The organism is Kribbella sp. ALI-6-A (genome assembly GCF_001984195.1).
GTDB lineage: Bacteria > Actinomycetota > Actinomycetes > Propionibacteriales > Kribbellaceae > Kribbella.
The window spans coordinates 222,847-240,480 of the sequence record NZ_MTQN01000008.1 but is presented as its reverse complement, the minus strand read 5'-3'; the positions used below and the strand labels follow the sequence as shown (position 1 = coordinate 240,480).

Annotated in this window: 19 protein-coding genes and 1 other RNA gene; 5 read left to right on the top strand and 15 right to left on the bottom strand. The window is 69.0% G+C overall.

Features of this window, described 5'->3' with window-relative positions; translation table 11 throughout:
- Window positions 1–2 precede the first annotated feature (2 nt).
- From BWI15_RS07075 to BWI15_RS07055, 5 genes are all read right to left on the bottom strand, one after another.
- On the bottom strand, window positions 3–884 hold the full coding sequence (locus BWI15_RS07075; protein WP_077013495.1) for a carbohydrate ABC transporter permease: 882 nt from the start codon (window positions 882–884) through the stop codon (window positions 3–5).
- The gene (locus BWI15_RS07070) at window positions 881–1,789 is read right to left on the bottom strand and encodes a carbohydrate ABC transporter permease (RefSeq protein ID WP_237771176.1); all 909 of its coding nucleotides are present in this window, start codon (window positions 1,787–1,789) and stop codon (window positions 881–883) included. The genes BWI15_RS07075 and BWI15_RS07070 overlap by 4 nt, the downstream gene beginning before the upstream one ends.
- Window positions 1,790–1,803: 14 nt before the next feature.
- Window positions 1,804–3,930 carry an alpha-galactosidase gene (locus tag BWI15_RS07065; protein ID WP_077013494.1) on the bottom strand — a complete coding sequence of 709 codons (2,127 nt, stop codon included), beginning with the start codon at window positions 3,928–3,930 and terminating at the stop codon, window positions 1,804–1,806.
- Window positions 3,931–4,100: 170 nt separating this feature from the next.
- A complete protein-coding gene (locus tag BWI15_RS07060; protein WP_237771175.1) occupies window positions 4,101–4,865 on the bottom strand; it encodes a nucleotidyltransferase domain-containing protein in 765 nt (254 codons plus the stop codon).
- Window positions 4,855–5,772 (bottom strand): nucleotidyltransferase domain-containing protein, encoded by a 918-nt coding sequence (locus BWI15_RS07055; protein ID WP_083750601.1) that lies wholly within the window; start codon window positions 5,770–5,772, stop codon window positions 4,855–4,857. Before BWI15_RS07055 ends, BWI15_RS07060 begins: the two co-directional genes overlap by 11 nt.
- A gap of 174 nt (window positions 5,773–5,946) precedes the next feature.
- Here BWI15_RS07055 and BWI15_RS07050 point away from each other — a divergent pair, with 174 nt between their 5' ends.
- The 3 genes from BWI15_RS07050 (at window position 5,947) to BWI15_RS07040 (ending at window position 7,598) form a co-directional block, all read left to right on the top strand.
- Complete coding sequence (locus BWI15_RS07050) at window positions 5,947–6,525, top strand: winged helix-turn-helix domain-containing protein (RefSeq protein ID WP_077013492.1); 579 nt, start codon at window positions 5,947–5,949, stop codon at window positions 6,523–6,525.
- The gene (locus BWI15_RS07045; RefSeq protein WP_077013491.1) at window positions 6,522–7,229 is read left to right on the top strand and encodes an SRPBCC family protein; all 708 of its coding nucleotides are present in this window, start codon (window positions 6,522–6,524) and stop codon (window positions 7,227–7,229) included. Before BWI15_RS07050 ends, BWI15_RS07045 begins: the two co-directional genes overlap by 4 nt.
- A gap of 168 nt (window positions 7,230–7,397) precedes the next feature.
- Window positions 7,398–7,598, top strand: coding sequence for a hypothetical protein (locus tag BWI15_RS07040; RefSeq protein ID WP_077013490.1), 201 nt, complete (start codon window positions 7,398–7,400; stop codon window positions 7,596–7,598).
- Between the two features lie 22 nt (window positions 7,599–7,620).
- Here the strand turns inward: BWI15_RS07040 and BWI15_RS07035 are convergent, their stop codons facing one another.
- Entirely contained in the window at window positions 7,621–8,436 is an 816-nt protein-coding gene (locus BWI15_RS07035) for an LLM class flavin-dependent oxidoreductase (RefSeq protein ID WP_077013489.1), read from the bottom strand.
- A gap of 104 nt (window positions 8,437–8,540) precedes the next feature.
- On the opposite strand from BWI15_RS07035, the gene BWI15_RS07030 reads away from it, so the two are divergent.
- Entirely contained in the window at window positions 8,541–8,972 is a 432-nt protein-coding gene (locus tag BWI15_RS07030; protein WP_077013488.1) for a pyridoxamine 5'-phosphate oxidase family protein, read from the top strand.
- A 64-nt stretch (window positions 8,973–9,036) separates the two neighbouring features.
- Here the strand turns inward: BWI15_RS07030 and ssrA are convergent.
- The 9 genes from ssrA to BWI15_RS06990 all read right to left on the bottom strand — a co-directional run bounded on the left by ssrA (window position 9,037) and on the right by BWI15_RS06990 (window position 16,481).
- Window positions 9,037–9,416: a transfer-messenger RNA gene (gene ssrA, locus BWI15_RS07025) on the bottom strand.
- Window positions 9,417–9,503: 87 nt separating this feature from the next.
- The gene (locus BWI15_RS07020; protein ID WP_143465432.1) at window positions 9,504–11,444 is read right to left on the bottom strand and encodes a hypothetical protein; all 1,941 of its coding nucleotides are present in this window, start codon (window positions 11,442–11,444) and stop codon (window positions 9,504–9,506) included.
- Window positions 11,445–11,525: 81 nt separating this feature from the next.
- Window positions 11,526–12,086 (bottom strand): DUF1707 and DUF4870 domain-containing protein, encoded by a 561-nt coding sequence (locus BWI15_RS07015; protein ID WP_077013486.1) that lies wholly within the window; start codon window positions 12,084–12,086, stop codon window positions 11,526–11,528.
- A 99-nt stretch (window positions 12,087–12,185) separates the two neighbouring features.
- Window positions 12,186–12,656, bottom strand: a complete 471-nt coding sequence (gene smpB, locus BWI15_RS07010) for an SsrA-binding protein SmpB (RefSeq protein WP_077013485.1) — start codon at window positions 12,654–12,656, stop codon at window positions 12,186–12,188.
- Window positions 12,657–12,677: 21 nt separating this feature from the next.
- The gene (locus tag BWI15_RS07005) at window positions 12,678–13,955 is read right to left on the bottom strand and encodes a M23 family metallopeptidase (RefSeq protein ID WP_237771174.1); all 1,278 of its coding nucleotides are present in this window, start codon (window positions 13,953–13,955) and stop codon (window positions 12,678–12,680) included.
- 210 nt (window positions 13,956–14,165) lie between these two features.
- Window positions 14,166–15,077: a permease-like cell division protein FtsX gene (gene ftsX / locus BWI15_RS07000; RefSeq protein ID WP_077013483.1), complete on the bottom strand. Its 912-nt coding sequence runs from the start codon at window positions 15,075–15,077 to the stop codon at window positions 14,166–14,168.
- Window positions 15,078–15,096: 19 nt separating this feature from the next.
- A complete protein-coding gene (gene ftsE / locus BWI15_RS06995) occupies window positions 15,097–15,786 on the bottom strand; it encodes a cell division ATP-binding protein FtsE (protein WP_077013482.1) in 690 nt (229 codons plus the stop codon).
- A gap of 141 nt (window positions 15,787–15,927) precedes the next feature.
- Window positions 15,928–16,092, bottom strand: coding sequence for a hypothetical protein (locus tag BWI15_RS39255; RefSeq protein WP_168197272.1), 165 nt, complete (start codon window positions 16,090–16,092; stop codon window positions 15,928–15,930).
- Window positions 16,071–16,481, bottom strand: a complete 411-nt coding sequence (locus tag BWI15_RS06990; RefSeq protein WP_077013836.1) for a hypothetical protein — start codon at window positions 16,479–16,481, stop codon at window positions 16,071–16,073. Before BWI15_RS06990 ends, BWI15_RS39255 begins: the two co-directional genes overlap by 22 nt.
- 104 nt (window positions 16,482–16,585) lie before the next feature.
- Between BWI15_RS06990 and BWI15_RS06985 the strand changes: the two genes are divergently transcribed.
- Window positions 16,586–17,632, top strand: a complete 1,047-nt coding sequence (locus tag BWI15_RS06985; protein WP_077013481.1) for a carbohydrate kinase family protein — start codon at window positions 16,586–16,588, stop codon at window positions 17,630–17,632.
- Window positions 17,633–17,634: the final 2 nt, after the last annotated feature.

Here is a 17,634-nt window from a genome sequence, read left to right as displayed (position 1 = left end):
CCTCACTTGATCCCGGAGAAACCGATGGAGTTGGTGATCCGCTTGGCGAAGGCCAGGAACAGGATGATCATCGGCAGCGCCGCGATCAGCGCCGCCGCCATCAGCCCGGCCCAGTCCGGTCCGCCCTGCGGCGTCTGGGACCGGAACACACCCAGCGCGACCGTCAGCACCCGGACGTTCTCCTGCTGCCCGACCAGCAACGGCCAGAAGTAGTCGTTCCAGGAGTTGATGTAGGTCAGGATCGCCAGTGTCGCGATCGGCGCCGCGCTCATCGGGATCACGATGCCGAAGAAGATCCGGCGGTGCCCGGCGCCGTCGATCATCGCCGCCTCCTCCAGCTCCCGGCTGATGCCGAGGAAGAACTGGCGCAGGAAGAAGATCGCGAACGGCGTCATCAGCGCGCCGGGCAGGATGATGCCGGCGAAGCTGTTCAGCAGGCCGAGGTTCTTGATCAGCACGAAGTTCGGCAGCGTGGTGAAGATCGGCGGCACCATCAGCGCGGCCAGGAACAGCGCGAACACCTTGTCCCGGCCGGGCCAGCGCAGCCGGGCGAACGCGTAGGCGGCCATCGCGCTGAAGAAGACCTGGCAGAGCGTGGTCACGGTGGACACGATCACCGAGTTGCGCAGGTACAGCCAGAAGTTGACCGCGGCACCGGATCCGCCCTGGGCCTGGGCCTCCTCGACGGTGGACAGTCCGAGCACGCGCTTGAACGCGCCGAGCGTGGTCTCCACCGGCAGCAGCGAGCTGGGATGCCCGGCCAATTGGGTGTTGTCGGAGAACGCCGTGCGCAGCATCCAGTAGAACGGGAACAGGGTGAGCACCATCAGCACGATCAGCAGGGCCCAGGCGGCCGCCCGGCCCGGAGTGAGCGACTTCCTCATGCCAGGTCACTCTCCTTGGCGCGGAGCAGCCGCAGCTGCAGCAGCGAGACGATCGCCAGGATGACGAACAGCACCATCGCCATCGCCGAGGCGTAGCCGAAGTCGAACCGGGTGAAGGCCCGTTCGTAGATGTAGAAGTAGATCACCCGGGTGGCGTTGATCGGTCCGCCCTGGGTGGTCACCGCGATCGTGTCGAAGACCTGGAACGAGCCGATCATGGTGACCACCAGGACCATCACCAGGACCGGCCGCAGCAGCGGCAGCGTGATCCGCCAGAACGTCTGCATCTCGCTCGAGCCGTCCACCTCGGCCGCCTCGTACACGTACGACGGGATCATCTGCAGGCCGGCGAACACCAGCAGCGCCGTGTAGCCCATGTGCCGCCAGATGTTGATGCCCGCCACGGTCGGGATCGCCCAGTGCGAGTCGCCGAAGAAGGCGACCGGATCGATCCCGATCAGTTCCAGGCCCTGGTTCACGATGCCGACCTGGAAGTCCAGCATCCAGTACCAGACCAGCGCGACCACGACGTTCGCGATCAGGTACGGCAGCAGGATCACCGCGCGGACCGTGATCGACTTGGTCAGCCGGTACATCAGCATCGCGATCAGCACCGCCAGCACGGTCTGCAGGCCGATGTTGATCACGACGTACTCGACCGTGACGACGAGAGCGTTCCAGAAGAAGCTGTCCTGCACCATCCGCTCGTAGTTCTGCAGACCGTTGAACCGCGGTGGCTGCAGCAGGCTGTACTCGGTGAAGCTCAGGTAGGCGCCCCGCAGGGTCGGCCAGATGTAGAACACCACGAACCCGAGGGTGGCCGGCGCCAGGAAGATCATCGCGACCTTCAGGTCACCGAACCTTCGTGGTCGTCGCCTCGGTGGCGCGCTCGTCGTCACGGTCACAGCCGATCTCCTCCTCAGTCGATGGCCTGCACGTCCAGCAGGATCGCGTTCTCGGGCCACTGGGCCGGGATGTGCACTCCGACAGCGGCGAGGGCGGCGCCGTTCAGCTCGACCTGGCCGCCGTCGACCCACCAGGCGGCCGCGTGCCGCGGCTCCGCACCAGGGGTCTTGGTCTTGCTGACCCGGTACGTCCGGGCCGGGTCGAGACCGGGCAGCCGGACCCGGCCCACGTCGGAGGTGATCGACTGGGTCAGCTGGACGGCGCTGTAGACCGCGCGCGATCCGTCCCGCGCGACGACGCCGTGCAGCAGGAAGTCCTCCGAGCCACGGTCGGCCCGGACCACCCGGCCGGTGTGCAGCAACGGCCGGAGCTCCTTGTGCAGGGCGACCCAGCCTGCCAGCTCGGCCCGCTCCTCGGCGGACGCCGCGCTGATGTCCCACTCGATCCCGAAGTGACCGAACAGCGCCGTCGCCGCGCGGAAGCCCAGGGTCTGGGTCCGGCCGGTGGTGTGCGCCTTCGGCGGGCCGACGTGGCAGCCGATCAGCTCCGGCGGGAGCAGCAGCTGGGTGTAGCGCTGGATCTTCTGCCGCTCCAGCGCGTCGTTGCTGTCGCTGCCCCAGACCCGGTCGGTGCGCTCCAGCACGCCGAGGTCGACCCGCGCGCCGCCGGACGAGCAGGACTCGATCTCGAGACCGGGGTGCCGGCGCTTCAGCTCGTCCAGGAGCCGGTACAGCGCCAGAGTCTGCTGGTGAATGCCCGCGGTCCCGGTCAGCTGGTTGCCGCCGTCAACGAAGTCGCGGTTGTGGTCCCACTTGAGGTAGGAGATGTCGTACTCGTTGAGCAGCGAGTCCAGCCGCTCGAGGATGTAGTCGTACGCCGCCGGGATGCCCAGGTTGAGCCCCTGCTGGTGCCGCGCGGTCGGCGGCATCCGGTTGCCGGTGGCAAGGATCCACTCGGGGTGCTCGCGGGCCAGGTCGGAGTCCGGGTTGACCATCTCGGGCTCGACCCACAGGCCGAACTGCAGCCCGAGACCGGTGACGTGGTCGACCAGCGGGTGCAGGCCCTTCGGCCAGATGCCCTCGTCGACGTACCAGTCGCCGAGCCCGGCGTGGTCGTCGCGGCGGCCGCGGAACCAGCCGTCGTCGAGCACGAACCGCTCGGCACCGACCTCGGCGGCCGCGTCGGCGAGCGCCTTCAGCTTGTCCAGGTCGAGGTCGAAGTAGACCGCTTCCCAGGTGTTCAGCACGACCGGCCGGTCGCTGGTCGGGTGCGTCGGGCGGGCCCGCAGGTAGTCGTGGAAGCGGCTGGACAGCTGGTCCAGGCCCACGCCGTACGAGCCGTAGATCCAAGGGGTGCTGTAGCTGCCCCGCGGCTCCAGCCGGCCTTCGCCCGGGAGGAGGAGCTCGCCGCCGCCGATCACGGCGTACCCGCTCATGCCGCGCTCGGCGTACGAACGGTGGTTGCCGCTCCAGGCGGTGTGCACGGCCCAGACCTCGCCGTCGCGGAACCCGAAGTCGCGGGTGCCGGCGATCAGCAGCAGCGTCGCGTCGGCGCCGGTGCGGCCGCGGCGGTTGTCGCGGATGTGCGCGCCCTGCGTGAACGCGTGCCGCTGCGGGTGCCGCTCACCGATGTGCCGGCCGGTCATGTCGAGCAGCTCGGTCGCCTCGGTCGGCACCGGCAGCGCGAGAACCAGACCGTCCACCGTGTACGGCGTACCGCCGGCGTTGGTCAGGTCGGCCTTGGCCTTGACCAGGCCGGAGTCGGTCAGCTCGATGGTCAACGCGAGTTCCAGGTGCGCGACCGGGTCGGCGGCGCGGACGGTGACGGTGTTGCCGTCCTGGTCGGCGCTCTGCAGCTGGAACGACGCGGAGAAGTCCTGGCCGTCGCGGTGCCCATTGAGGCCCGGCAGGCCGAACCAGCCCGCGGAGTACTCCGGCACGATCGCGACCGGGAGGTTCTCGTCGAGGCCGTTGCCGGACTGGACCGCGCCGGCCCCCCGCCTGAGATCAACCAGCGCGGTTTCGCTCAGCTCGCCGAGATCCGCACCCCAGTGCAGAACGGACGGAAGGGCCGGACCTGAGCAGTCCAGCACGAGGCTGACGCCCGCGGAGCGCAGCTGCAGCACCTTGATGTTGGACACTGTTGATTCACTCTGCTTTCTGATTGATTTCAGGACGGAACTATTTACCCTGACACACTGAATGTCAATGCTTCACGAAGTTAAGTAAGTACACTAAGGCCGCGCGAGGCCTTCTACAACGTGCGAACGCCCGATCAGCGGGCGCTGATCGGGCGTTCGTGGTCGTTGCGTCAGCGGCTGAGCCGCGCCCGCACCAGCAGGTCGTTCATGGCCGCATCCGCGCTCGGGCGGTCCGGGAGATTGCTCGCGGCCTCGGCTTGGTCGAGAGCATCCTGCAACGCAGCGACGTCCTTCGCGAGGCGCTCGGTGTCCGGCCCGACCAGCGGGCCGTGTTCCGCCTCGGCCTTCGCCGCCATCAGTTCCGGCAGGTACGCCGGCGCTTCGGGCAGCGCGAGCAGTTCGCGGAGATCGGCCTGAACCTCCCCGGTCCGCATCAGGTGGATTCCGGTGAGCAGCACCCGGAAGGTGTAGAGCAGCGGCTTCAGCTCCTGCTTCTTGCCGAAGAAGTCCCACTGGGTTTTCCCGAAGCCGCGATAGTGATGCGCGTGCCAAGTGGTCAGGCAACCGGGAGCGAGGGCGACCAGTTCCTCGTGCTCCGGCGTACTGGTCACGACGAGCGGGGACAGCACCTGTTCGAGCACGTAGCCGTTGCGGCGCAGCATCAGCCGGACGAACTTGGCCAGGTCGTGAGTCACCAGGTCGACCTCGGCCTCGTTCTGGAACCAGGTCCGGTCGAGGGTGTCGGGGCCGGTGGTCAGACCGACGACCTCCTCGACCGGCAGGACGTGCACGCCGCGCAGGTCGACGTCGGAGTCGCGGGACGGGAAGCCGTACAGGTGCGCGCCGGAGACCGTTGCGAAGAGCAACGGATAGGGCTGGTCGGCGATGATCGCGCGCAGCTCGCCGTGGTCCAGCTCCCGCATGTCACGCGTCACCGATGCTCCTTCGCCGAACCGACCTCAACCAGGTGTCGACCCTAGCGACATCGGGCGTCGCGGGCAGCATGGTTTTCGCCAGCGCACGGTCGAGTTGCTCGTGCAGGTCGAGCCGCCAGCGCTCGACCTCGTCCCAGGGCAACGCACCGGCCTTGACCTGCAGCAGCCGCTCGCGATCGGCTCCGACGTCGACGACGAGCCGGCCGTCAGCCAGCAGGGTTCGTGCCGACAGCAACAGGCGGATCAGGTGCATGACGTGCTTCCACTTCGGCGCACCGTCCCGCCGGAAATCCGCCTCCAGCTTCTTGAACTGGCTCAGCACGTACCCCGAGTAGGTCTGGTACGCGAGTTGCGACAGGAACGCCGTGCGGAGTTCGAGCAGCTCCTCGCCAAGCGGCGTACAGGTGACCACGAGCGGGGAGTGCAGGACCTCGAGCAGATTCGGGTTACCCTTGAGCGCGAGTTCGCAGAACCGCTCGACCTCCCAGGAGAACCACTCCGGCTCCGGACCGTCCACATGCGTCGGCGGCTTGGCCAGCGACCAGAACGCCTCGGTCGGCGCCACGTAGACCCCGCGGGTGTCGGTGTCCGACGCGTCCGTGTCGAGTCCGAATGCCCGCGACCCCACGACAGCCGCGTAGATCGTCCGTTCCCGCACGAGCAGATCGCCGTCCGGCGCTTCCAGCCCGATCGCATCGTCCTGGTACGCCGTACGCAGACTCAACTGGTCCCGCCGGGCGACCGTCCCCCGGCCATCCACCAGCCGCACCTCGTACCGCCCGTCGGCCGTCACCCCGCCGATCCGCCCGGTCGCGCCACGCTGCGCCGTACCGCCGGCGTCGTCCGGCCCCGCGACCCGCAGCACCACCTGAGTCCCGACCGGCAACTGCGGCCCCTCGATCGCCATGCCCTCATGCTGCCGCATCGACAGGGGCGGACGCCCACCACTGATCAACCAACCCGACGCGCCGCGACACGCCGCGACACGCCGTTGTTTGGCGCTGCGACGGGTGGTTGGTCAGTGGTGGGCGTCCGCGCTGGGCTATTGACAAATTAAACTGTCAATACGACGCTGGGTCGCATGCAGGCCTACGTCGACGAACCGGAGACCGTGCGGATCGCCTTGTCGCCGATCCGGCGGCAGCTGCTGGAGCTGTTGCGCGAGCCGTCCTCGGCGACCCAGCTGGCCGCTGCGCTGGAGCTGCCGCGCCAACGGGTGAACTACCACCTCAAGGAACTCGAGAAGGCCGGACTGGTCGAGCTCGTCGAGCAGCGGCAGCGTCGCGGCTTCACCGAGCGGATCCTGCGCGCCTCCGCGACGATCGTGGTCGATCCGGGCCTGATGGGCCGGGCGTTCACCGCGATCCACGACCAGTACGCCGCCGAGCACCTGGTGGAAGTTGCCGCCGGCACCGTCCGGGACGTCGCCGGGATGCAGCGCAAAGCCGATGCCGCGGGCAAACGTCTGCTCACCTTCACGCTGGAGACCGAGGTCCGGTTCGGCGCGCCGGGCGACGTGCACCGGTTCACCGACGCCCTGACCGAGGCGGTCCGCCAGGTGGTCGAGGCCTTCGACACCGAAGACGGCCGGCCCTACCGCCTGATCGCCGGCGGCCACCCCGCAGTACGCCGTACCGAAGAAGGAGAGGACTCCCGATGAGCGAGACCCCGAAGATCGTCGTCACCGTGGCCGCGCCGGTCGAGGCGGTCTGGCAGGCGCTGCGCGACAAGGACAAGATCCGGCACTGGCACGGCTGGGAGTACGAGGGCGGAGTCGACGGCAGTCTCGACCAGGAGATCGACCTGATCTACTTCACCCACGTCACCGAGGACAACCCCGAGGCGCGGGTGCTGGAGATCCAGGGTGGCGACCGGTTCGAGGTCGAGCCTGCCGAGGGCGGCGCCCGGATCACGCTGACCCGCGCACCGCACGGCGACGACCCCGACTGGGAGGCCTACTACGACGACATCACCGAGGGCTGGACGACGTTCCTGCAGCAGCTCCGCTTCGCGCTGGAGCACCACCCGGACGAGCCGCGGCGCACGCTCTTCTACTCCGGCACGGGCTCTGACCAGTTCAAGCTGCCGGACCTGCCCGTCGGTTCGCCGTACGAGATGGACCTGCTCGGCGAGCGCGCCACCGGCACGGTGTGGTTCGTCTCCGAGCACCAGCGCGGCCTGACCGTCGACGGCTGGGGCAACGGCCTGCTCGTGCTCAGCCACGTCGGCCCGAACGAGCAGAAGCCCGCCGGCGCCGCGATGGCCGTCCTCACCCTGTACGGCGTGGACGACGCAACCCGCGACACGATCGACGAGCGCTGGAAGCCCTGGTGGACCGCGCACTACTCCACATCCGAGGGCTGACGCGGCGGGCGGTCCGCAGAGCCCGTCGGCAGGTAGTGTCCAGGCATGTCACAGTCCGCGCCGGGCCATCCAGGGGCCAACGACCCGCGGCGGGGAAACTTCCCTCCGCACCAACCGCTGTTCCCCCATCAACCACCCGCCGAACAGTCGACCCGAAAGCGGCTCAGCGTGACCGCCCTCATTCTCGGAGCTGTGCTGCTGGCCTTTGCTCTCGTCATCCTGGTCATGCCGTTCGCGCTCTTCCTCCTCGGCGGAGGAGGCGACGCCGCGAGGTTCTCGACGTTCCTTCGAGGGTTCGTGATCACGAGCATCACGGTCGGCGTGGCCGGACTCGTCAGCTTGGTGTTCGGGCTCGTCACGAGGAAGTGAGCCCGAACCTCCGGGTGGGAGCTCAGCCCCGGGTGACCTCGGCCTGCAGCTCACCCGCCCAGGCGTAGTCGCGCTCCCACTCGCTCCCGGTCGGCGGCAGGATCAGCCGCGCAACCCCCGCCTCCCCGTACGCCGCCACTTGCGCGGCCGCCTTGGCGAGGTCCGCATGCAGCTGCGGCGCGACGATCGTCACCTCCGGCCGGGCCCGGTCGGATCGCGCCGCCAGCTCATCCAGCGCCGCGATCCGCGCCGGCACGTCGTCGACCGAGAGTGCGATCGACACCCACCCGTCGCCGAACCGAGCGGCGCGCTCCACCGCCTTGGGCCCGTCGCCCGCGACGAGAATCGGCGGGACAGTGGCGCCCGGCGCGATCGCCGCCTCGAAGTCCTCGTCCACGCGCGCCGTGCGCCCCGCGATCAGATCCGGCAGCACCGCCAGCGCCTCGTCGGTCCGCCGCCCGCGGTCCGCGTACGACGTACCGGCCGCGCGCCAGCCGACGTCCCCGTGCGCCGGGTTGCCCGTCCCGACGCCGAGCAGCACCCGGTCCCCCGACACGTACTGCAAGCTGCTGACCTGCTTCGCGGCCCATGCGACCGGCCGGAGCGCGAGCAGCATCACGCCGTACCCGATCTTCACCCGCTCGGTCACCGCTGCCGCCGTCGCCAGCACCACCGTGCTGTCCAGCATCGGCGCACTGGCGATCAGGTGATCGGTCGACCACACCGACTCCACTCCTGCCTCTTCGGCCGTGCGCGCCGCCGCCCGCACATCGCCCAGGACCGGCGTGCTCGGGTCCGGCGTGGACGTCGGCAGAATCAACCCCAGTTCGATCGTCATATCAGCAGCAACCCGCGGCATCGGCTCGGTGTTCCTGGAAATGTCGCCGGTCGCGGTCGAGTTCAATGGAAGGTACTCACCCAATGCCGATCAGAAGGGCTGTGATGAGCACCGACGACGCCAGTTCACTGACCACCGAGGACCTCGAGTTCCTCCGGCGGCCGCTCTACGGGTTCCTGTCCGTGGCCGACGGGCCCGTGCCGGCCCAACCCCGGCCGGTCTGGTTCGAGGTCACCGCCGAGGGCACGATGCAGCTGTTCACCGGTCCGGACACGGTCAAGGTACGGCGCCTGCGCCGCGATCCCCGCGCCTCGATCGTCGTCGCGGCACCGGTGGGTGAACGCGAGCGCTGGGTGTCGGTCGCCGGCCGCGCGACGGTGGAACCGGACGGCGGGCACGCCCTGGCCGAGCGGTTGGCCGCCCGCTACTGGGACCTCGACGACCCGACCCGGGCCGAGGACCTGGCCGGGATCCTGAGCGAGGCCCAGGTTCGCATCGTCATCCACCCCGAGACCGTCAAGCGCTACGCGTACTGACCCCGGGCACGACCAAGCCCCGGCAACCTGAGGCTGCCGGGGCTTGGTCGTGACATTCAAGGGGTGGTGGAGGTGGCGGGAATCGAACCCGCGTCCTTCGGCGCCGACCCAAGACTTCTCCGGGCGCAGTCTGAATTGTCGTTTTCTCAGTCCCAGCGCTCGTACAGACACGTCGCTGACAGACTCAGTCACTGTAAATGTCCCGCGTCAACCCCGTGACCGGGCTGACGAAGCAAGCTTCCTAGCTGAGGCCAGGAACCGGGTCGGAAGCAACCCCGGGCTGACCGCTTCTTAAGTGCTCAGGCCGTCAGGCGGCGAGAGCGAAGCTACTGCGCGCGTTAGCGTTGGCAGTTATTGGTTTCCAGAGATCGTTAACGAGATAACCCTGGATCCTCGGCCCGCTTCTCTTGGAACGTACGTCCAAAGTCGAAACCGTTCACCCCCTGTTGAGTTGTCAAACTCCTACGGACCCGAAGGTCCGTAGGAGATCAACACTACCAAGTCCAACGAGCGAACCGCACCTGGCATTCCTCAGGCCGGCAGCGGAGCCAGCCTGACCACCTCGTCGGGGCCGATCCAGGCGGCCTTCCCGTCCGCGGCGTCGAACACCCCCCAGCCGGCCATCGGGCCGATCGTGCGGACCGCATCCGGAGAGCCTGGCCGCCACACGTGCAGCTCGGCTCCGGATCCCATCGCCGCCAGGGTGCTGTAGACCAGTTGCCCGGCCGACACCCGGACGCTACTGACACCGGAGGCCGCGCGCTCGACCGGAGCGGCCGCTGTCGCCAGGTCCCGGACGACAAGCGTCGTGTCGCCGCAACCACCCCAGTCGTTCGTCGTACAGGTCGAGAACCCGATGACCGAGCCCTCGAGATCCAGACTCCTGACCGGCTCTCCCGCACCTCTGAGCTCACTGACCGTCCCGGTGCGCAGATCCCGCTGCAGGATCCGCCACGTGCTGTCGGTGTGGACGAGCCGGTCCCCGGACAGCGCCACCCTCGCGTTGAGGCCGAGCGGACCGATCTCCGTGTTCGTCCCGGTCCGCAGGTCGTACACCATCATCCGGTGGTCGTCGTAGATCCCTTCGCAGCCCCACGGTCCACACATTTGATCGGTCAGCAGTCCCTTGATCCACAGCAGCCGATGCCCGCTCAGCTGCAGCGGCCCGACGACCTTGTCCGCGCTGGACTGGTTGGCGTACACCCGCGTCCGCGTCCCGTCGGACTTCCAGAGCCACAGGTCGCCGCCCGGCACCGGTTCCACGTACGCCGTACCGGCGCTGCCCTGCGCGGCCTCGATCGGGGCGACGTCGCCGGCCGACCGTTGCGGCCCGAGCACGAGCCCGCCCGACGTCTCGACCACCTTGCGGCGCTGAAGGGCCTGATACAGAGTCCCCTGGTTGTCCCGGTAGGCGACGAACCCGCCCCCGAGGCTGACGCCGATGCTCTTCGGCGGGAGCAGCCCGACCGTCACCAGCCGGGTCCGCGGAAGGCCGTCACCCACCACGGCCATCGCGTCCAGCCCCGGCGACCGTCCGTACACGTCGACGACGTACTGCTGGTCGTGCACGCCGATCGACTCGCTGTCCTTGAGCTCCGTCACCACCCCGGACGCGCTGATCGAGCCCGCCGAGCACCGATCCTCGGTCACGCTGTCGTCGCAGCCCGCCCAGCCGGTGCCCGCCCCGTTGATCGCCGTCGTGCGCACCACCTGCTCGATCCGGGTGACCCGCGCCGGTCCACCGGTCGTCGTCGAGCGGACGACGTACGACGTGTGCGGGACCGGCTCGGTCGACTCGTAGCTGGCCCAGCTGACCTGGTCGCCCTCGAGATCGATCCCTTGCGGGAACCGGTTGCGGCCGCCGTCCTGGATCCTCACCGCGGTGCCGGGATCGGCGTACGAGTGGTACTCGAGCTCGACCAGCTCGTTGTCGGTCCCACCGCGCAGTACGTAGCCCTGGTCGTCGGACGCCAGCAGCTGGGAATCCTGGATCTCCGGCCCGGTCCCACCGACCCGGCAACCGTCGGCGGACACGTGGATCCGGCGTCCGCCGGAGGCGATCCAGCCGAAGGACGTGTACGCCGCGTCGGGCGACGTCCACGGCTCGAGCGGCGCGAGGTCCGGCGCGCAGCGCTGCTCCTGCGTCCGCCCGATCACCAGGTACCGCCCGCCCGGTGCGTAGACCTTGTCCCCGCGCAGTGCCCGGAAGTCGCTCGAGATCTCGTACGCCGGTCGCCCGGTCGGCTTCAGCCACGTGATCGTGCGGCCGGCGAAGGCGTTCCGCGGGCCGGCCTTGTACAGCACCCCGTACGGCGAGGCGTCCACCACCCTGATGGCCGGCTCCAGCGCCGGCACCCGGTTCACCTCGACCGTCCCCGGTGGGTCAGCCGCGCCGGCCGTCCCGCTCGACAGCGCGAGCACGGACACCACCGCGGTCCCCACTCCGGCAGCTCGTCGTCCCCAGAACCTCATCAACCGTCCACTCCTCGTTCCGGTCACCAGTAGGCATCGATGCACCACTTGATGCGACCGGCCGGAGGAAAGTTGCGGCGGTTACTTGAGCAGGCGCAGCGTGAACGGGTACTTGAAGTCGGAGCCGATCATCGCGGCCAGGCCGCCGATGCCGGTCAGCACGAACCAGACCAGCCCGACGATCGGGAACAGGAAGCCGGTGAAGCCCTCGGTGACGCCGGTGACGATGCCGAGCAGCGTGAACAGGGCGAGCGCGCTGATCTGGAAGTTCACCGCCTCGACCGCGTGCTTGCGCACCACCGGGTTGGTCTTGCCGGCCGTCGCGACCACCAGGGCGGGGCCGACGAAAAACGTCGGGTAACCGAGCCAGTGCGAGATGGTGCCCATCCCGCGACCGGAGCTCTGGTAGGGCTGCAGCGGGGCCGGGCGGGTGAACGCGGCCGGCGCGTAGGTGGGGACCGGCCGGGCCAGCAGCCCGTCGAACGAGCCGTTCAGCTCGGCGCGGGTGCGGGCCTTCAGCGCCAGCTCGAGCCGGGAGTCGAACTCGAGGTGGGTCAGCCGGCCGTCGGCGTACATCTCTTGCAGGATCTCGACCGCACGGTCCCGTTGGGCCGGCGTCACCAGCAGCTCTGAAGTGGACATGTCTCCACTGTGCGGCCCGAACGCCGCTCACCCCATCGGGTGCCGCCCGGAGCCGTCCCTGAGCCGACCCCAGGGCACTCCGTACGACGTTCGCCGGGGTCAGCGGCGGCTGCGGTCCGACAGGGCGCGCTGGGCCTCGCGGTTGGCCTGGCGCTCGGCCAGCGCGTGCCGCTTGTCGTAGTCCTTCTTGCCGCGTGCGGTGGCCAGCTCGACCTTGGCGTAGCCGTCCTTGAAGTACAGCGACAGCGGGACCAGCGTGACGCCCTGCTGCTCGACCGCCTTGATCAGCTTCTCCATCTCGTCGCGGTGCAGCAGCAGCTTGCGGGTCCGCCGCGGCTCGTGGTTGGTCCAGGTGCCGTGGGTGTACTCCGGGATGTGCATGTTCTGCAGCCACAGCTCGCGGCCGCGCACCGAGCCGAAGGCGTCGACGAGCGAGGCCCGGCCCAGCCGCAGGGACTTCACCTCGGTCCCCGTCAGCACAAGGCCGGCCTCCACCACGTCGTCGATGTGGTAGTCGTGTCGCGCCTTACGGTTCTGCGCGATCGGCTTGTGGCCGGTCTGTTTCACCATCCGGCCAGTATCCCAGACGACTCACAACCACTTCATCGGGTTAACCACGCGGCCGTCCTCGTAGACCATGAAGTGCAGGTGGCAGCCGGTCGAGTAGCCGGTGGTGCCGACGTACCCGATCACCTGGCCCTTCTTCACGCGCTGGCCGACCCGGGCCTTGTAGCGGGACAGGTGGTTGTAGACCGTGGTCACCGAGTCGCCGTCGATCACGCCGTGCGAGATGAAGATCCGGTTCCCGTAGCCGCCGTTGTAGTAACGGTCCGTGACCACGCCGCTGGCCGCCGCGTGGATCGGCGTACCGCAGCCGGCGCCGAAGTCCGTGCCGTCGTGCAGCTTCCAGTAGTGCAGGATCGGGTGGAACCGCATCCCGTACGGCGAGGTGATGTAGGTGTTGATCGGGTAGCTCAGCCCGCCGTCGTTGTCCGGCGGATCCGGCACCTGCTTCGGCGGCCGGTGCTCCTTCTTCGCCTTCGCCCGCTCGGCGGCCTCGGCGGCGGCCTTGCGCCGGGCGGCCGCGGCCTTCTCGGCCCGCGCCCGCGCGATCAGGATCTGCTCGACCCGCGACCGCTCGGCGACCAGCGACTGGTAGTGCGCCAGCTCGGAGTTCTTGTCCTTCTCGGCCGCCTGCTGCGCCACCAGCCGGGTCGCCGTCACCGCGGCGGCCGCGGCCTTGTCGGCAGCGACCTGCTGGGTGAGCCGGGTGACCTCCTGCACGGTCCGCGCCGCCTCGGCCCGCTGGGCCGCGACGATCCGTTCCGCCTCGGCGAGCTTGGCCTGCTTGTTGGCCAGCTGCGCCTGCGCGTTGTTCAGGTTCGTGATCGCGTTGCCGGTGATCCCGAAGACGTTGCGCTGCACCTGCATCCCGCTGGCCAGATCGGCCGGCGACGCGCCACGCAGCACGATCGACAGCCCGACCAACGGGTTCTGCTGCTGGTACGCCGAACGCACCGCGCGACCGGCCAGCGCCTTCTTCGCGGCGATCTCTTTCTGGCCCTGGGCAACGTTCGCCCGGGCGGTCGCCAGCGCCTGCTCGGCCGCCTTGAGCTTGCCCGCGGCCACCACGTCGGCGGCCTTCGCGGAAGCCAGCTTGCCCTGCGCGGCGGCGTACCGGGCCTGGACGGCCTTGTACTGCGCCTCCGCCTGGTTGTAGGCGGCAACAGATTTCGACAGCTGGTCGTAGGACTCGTGCAGATCGGCCTTGGACTGGTTGATCTGGCTGTCGAGCTGCTTCTTCTGCGCGTTCGGATCGGGTGGGTCCGCGCTCGCAGACGGAACCACCGCCAGTGCTCCGGCGGTCATGGACAGGACAACGCAGCAAGCGGCGACAATCGTCTGCCGGGCGGGCGGTCGCGTGCGTGACCGTCCGTCCGGTGTGGCGGTGGCGCCGATGCTGTCGTCTCGCTTGATGCGTCCCCGCTCACGCGGGAACGCACCGGGGAAGTGCGGGACCACAGTCGACCCCTTGCTCTGGGTTGAGTTGTCGTGCTACTGCACGATAAGTCACCCGGGTCAGACTTTGAGGTATTTCCGCGTCGTCAGGAATGTCGGGACCACCGCGAGGATCAGTCCGACCACCACCATGATCAGTGTGGCCTGGAAGGTCTCGGCCGCGCCGACCCACTGCCAGACCCGGAACGTCTCCTGCGCGCGCTGCATGACCACGAAGTACACGCCGATCCACAAGGTGCCGCAGGCAAGGACCGCGCCGATCAGGGCCGCCAGCACCGCTTCCAGCAGGAACGGTAGCTGGATGTAGAAGTTCGAGGCGCCCACCAGGCGCATGATGCCTATCTCTCGCCGGCGGGCGTAGGCGGCCAGCCGGATCGTGTTGGAGATCTGCATCAGCGCGGCGACCAGCAGCAGTGCGGCGGCCACCAGCGCGCCGACTTGCAATCCGTTCAGCGCCTTGAAGAGTGGATCGAGATACTGTCTCAGATCCTGCACGGTGTCGACGCCGGGCAGCCCGGCCACGGCGCTGACCAGGTTCTGATAGCGCTGCGGGTCCTTGAGCTTGACCCGGAACGACTCCTGCATCTGGTCCTCGGTGACCGTGCTGACGATCGGCGAGTCCTTGTAGAGCTTCTTGAACTGCTCGAAGGCTTCCTTCTTCGTCTCACCGAACACGCCGTCGGGCGCGGTGTCGGGACTGGACTCGATCACCTGCTTGATCCGGTTCTTCTGCTCCGTGGTCACCTCGGCGCCCGAGCAGCCGCGGCCGCCGGAGTCCTTGGTGCAGAGGAAGATCGAGATCTGGATCTTGTCGTACCAGTTGCCCTTCATCAGGTCGACCTGCTCGCGGGCGAGCAGCGCGCTGCCGAACAGCGACAGCGAGACCCAGATGGTGACGACGACCGCGATCGTCATCGACAGGTTCCGCTTCAGGCCGATACCGAGGTCGGAGAGAATGTAGTTCAAGCGCATCAGTCAGTAGTCCCTGGTCTCAGTGCTGGTAGCCGTAGACGCCGCGCGACTCGTCGCGGACGACATGGCCGTTCTCCAGCTCGATCACGCGCTTGCGCATCTGGTCGACGATCGAGACGTCGTGGGTCGCCATCACCACGGTCGTCCCGGTCCGGTTGATCCGGTCCAGCAGCTTCATGATGCCCACCGACGTGCCGGGGTCGAGGTTTCCGGTCGGCTCGTCGGCGATCAGGATCATCGGCCGGTTCACGAACGCGCGCGCGATCGCGACCCGCTGCTGCTCACCACCGGACAGCTCGTCGGGCAGCCGGTCCTCCTTGCCGTCCAGGCCGACCAGCTCGAGCACCTCCGGCACCGTCTTGCGGATGTGCGAGCGGGGCTTGCCGATCACCTGCAGGGCGAACGCGACGTTCTCCGCCACGGTCTTGTTCGGCAGCAGCCGGAAGTCCTGGAAGACCGTGCCGATCTGGCGGCGCATCTGCGGGATCCGCCAGCTGGCCAGCCGGTTCAGGTCCTTGCCGGCCACCATGATGTGACCCTTGGAGGTCCGGTGCTCACGCAGCACGAGACGAAGGAACGTCGACTTGCCGGACCCGGAGGTGCCGACCAGGAAGACGAACTCGCCCTTCTCGATCTCGACGTTCACGTTCAGCAGGGCAGCCTTGGACTGACCCTCGTACGTCTTGGAAACATTCTCGAAGCGGATCACGGGACATTCCGGCCGTGGTCGGGAACAGGGAGCGACGTAGCGGTAACCACCACAGCACCGTACGCCACCGGGAGCGGCCGTCGATCAGTGTAGGTGCTTCGGCCGGGTGTTCCGGTCAGGCGTGCCGCCCACAACCGGCCCTCAGGCGGGCGCGGGCGCCGTCGAGCCGCCGTTCTCCGGACGGGCGTCCGCAATCCGGGCGAGACCGGGCTCGGGCTTGCGCCCGGCGCGGCGGGCCGCCTCGACGTGCAGCCGGGCCAGCTCGACCGCCTGCCGCGGCACCTTCACGGTCTTCTTCTCAGCCATCGACGACTTCCCTCCTCGGGACCGGCCTCCGTGACGACCTCGGTGTCGGCGTCCTCCAGTTCAGCGTACGTCGCCTCGCCGACCCGGTCGATGGCCACCGCCGCGGTCAGCGCGGCGACCAGCTCGTAGTCCTCGGGCTGCAACAGCTCGGAGCGCATCAGTGAACGCAGCGTGACCACTCCGGCGTCGGTGCCGACGTCGTCGTCCTCGAGGATCTGCTCGACGGCCCAGCGGACCATCCGCATCGTCTCCTCGCGGTGCCGCCAGGTGTCGAGCTCGCGGTCGGACTTGCGGGTCAGATAGGCGCCCAGCGCGACCCCGCCGAGCGCCAGCAGCGGGCTCAGCACGGTCATCACCACGCCGACCACGGAGATCCAGGTCGGAATCACGGACACACCTGCGCTGTCACGGACGTCCTCCCAAATCCCTGGTGATGACCGGTCGATGATGTTACGAAGGACAGCAAACCACTCACCACCGACAAGGACGTCACGTGGACGACCCGGACTGCTACGACGTGTTCGTGCAGGGCACCGTGTTCCTGGACATCGTGCTCACCGGACTGGAATCGGCCCCGACCACCGGGACCGAGATCTTCGCCGAGGGCATGGGCTCGTGCCCGGGCGGGGTGGCGAACTTCGCCATCGCCGCCAGCCGGCTCGGCCTGCGCAGCGGCCTGGCCGCGGTCTTCGGCGACGACGTGTACGCCGACTTCTGCTGGCGCACGCTGGCCGACCAGGAGAAGGTCGACCTGTCGCACTCGCGGCGGATCGGTCACTGGCACTCCCCCGTCACCGTCTCGATGTCGATCGACCGGGACCGGGCGATGGTCACCCACGCCCACGAGGCCCCGGGCGACCCGAGCAAGCTGGTCGGCCCCGGCCTGAAGACCCGCTCGGCGATCGTGCCGGTCGCCGAGGAGTTGCCCAGCTGGACCACCGAGGCCCGGGAGTCCGGCGCGCTGCTGTTCGGCGACGTCGGCTGGGATCCGACCGACACCTGGTCGCCGGCGGTGCTCGACGTCCTGGAGGGCTTCCACGCCTTCACCCCGAACGCCGGCGAGGCGATGGCCTACACCCGGACCGACACGCCGAAGGCCGCGCTGCACAAGCTGGCCGAGCGGGTCCCGCTGGCCGTCGTGACGAACGGCTCCGACGGCGTGCTGGCGATCGACTCCGCGACCGGCGAGGAGGAGCACATCCCCGCGCTGCCGGTCCGCTCGTACGACCCGACCGGCGCGGGTGACGTGTTCCTCGCCTCGCTCGTGCTCGGCACGCTGCGCGGCTGGCCGCTCGCCCACCGCCTCGCCTTCGGCAACCTGTGCGCCGGGCTGTCCGTCCAGCACTTCGGCGGGTCGCTGGCCGCGCCGGGCTGGGGCGACATCATCGACTGGGTCCGCGACCACAGCCGGCACCGCCCCGGGGGCGTCGACCCCGACATCCTGCGCCACTACACCTTCATCGGCGACGTCCTGCCCGAAGGGCCGGTCCCGATCGTCCGCCGCGCCGGCGCGACCATCGCCCGGCTCTCGGACGCCTGACC

Bases quoted from the DNA above. Each gene is read 5' to 3' on its own strand.
- BWI15_RS07075 (WP_077013495.1), bottom strand. From the start codon at position 884: ATGAGGAAGTCGCTCACTCCGGGCCGGGCGGCCGCCTGGGCCCTGCTG.
- BWI15_RS07055 (WP_083750601.1), bottom strand. From the start codon at position 5,772: ATGGCGATCGAGGGGCCGCAGTTGCCGGTCGGGACTCAGGTGGTGCTG.
- BWI15_RS07050 (WP_077013492.1), top strand. From the start codon at position 5,947: ATGCAGGCCTACGTCGACGAACCGGAGACCGTGCGGATCGCCTTGTCG.
- BWI15_RS07045 (WP_077013491.1), top strand. From the start codon at position 6,522: ATGAGCGAGACCCCGAAGATCGTCGTCACCGTGGCCGCGCCGGTCGAG.
- BWI15_RS07035 (WP_077013489.1), bottom strand. From the start codon at position 8,436: ATGACGATCGAACTGGGGTTGATTCTGCCGACGTCCACGCCGGACCCG.
- BWI15_RS07030 (WP_077013488.1), top strand. From the start codon at position 8,541: ATGAGCACCGACGACGCCAGTTCACTGACCACCGAGGACCTCGAGTTC.
- BWI15_RS07020 (WP_143465432.1), bottom strand. From the start codon at position 11,444: ATGAGGTTCTGGGGACGACGAGCTGCCGGAGTGGGGACCGCGGTGGTG.
- BWI15_RS07015 (WP_077013486.1), bottom strand. From the start codon at position 12,086: ATGTCCACTTCAGAGCTGCTGGTGACGCCGGCCCAACGGGACCGTGCG.
- smpB (WP_077013485.1), bottom strand. From the start codon at position 12,656: ATGGTGAAACAGACCGGCCACAAGCCGATCGCGCAGAACCGTAAGGCG.
- BWI15_RS07005 (WP_237771174.1), bottom strand. From the start codon at position 13,955: ATGACCGCCGGAGCACTGGCGGTGGTTCCGTCTGCGAGCGCGGACCCA.
- ftsX (WP_077013483.1), bottom strand. From the start codon at position 15,077: ATGCGCTTGAACTACATTCTCTCCGACCTCGGTATCGGCCTGAAGCGG.
- BWI15_RS39255 (WP_168197272.1), bottom strand. From the start codon at position 16,092: ATGGCTGAGAAGAAGACCGTGAAGGTGCCGCGGCAGGCGGTCGAGCTG.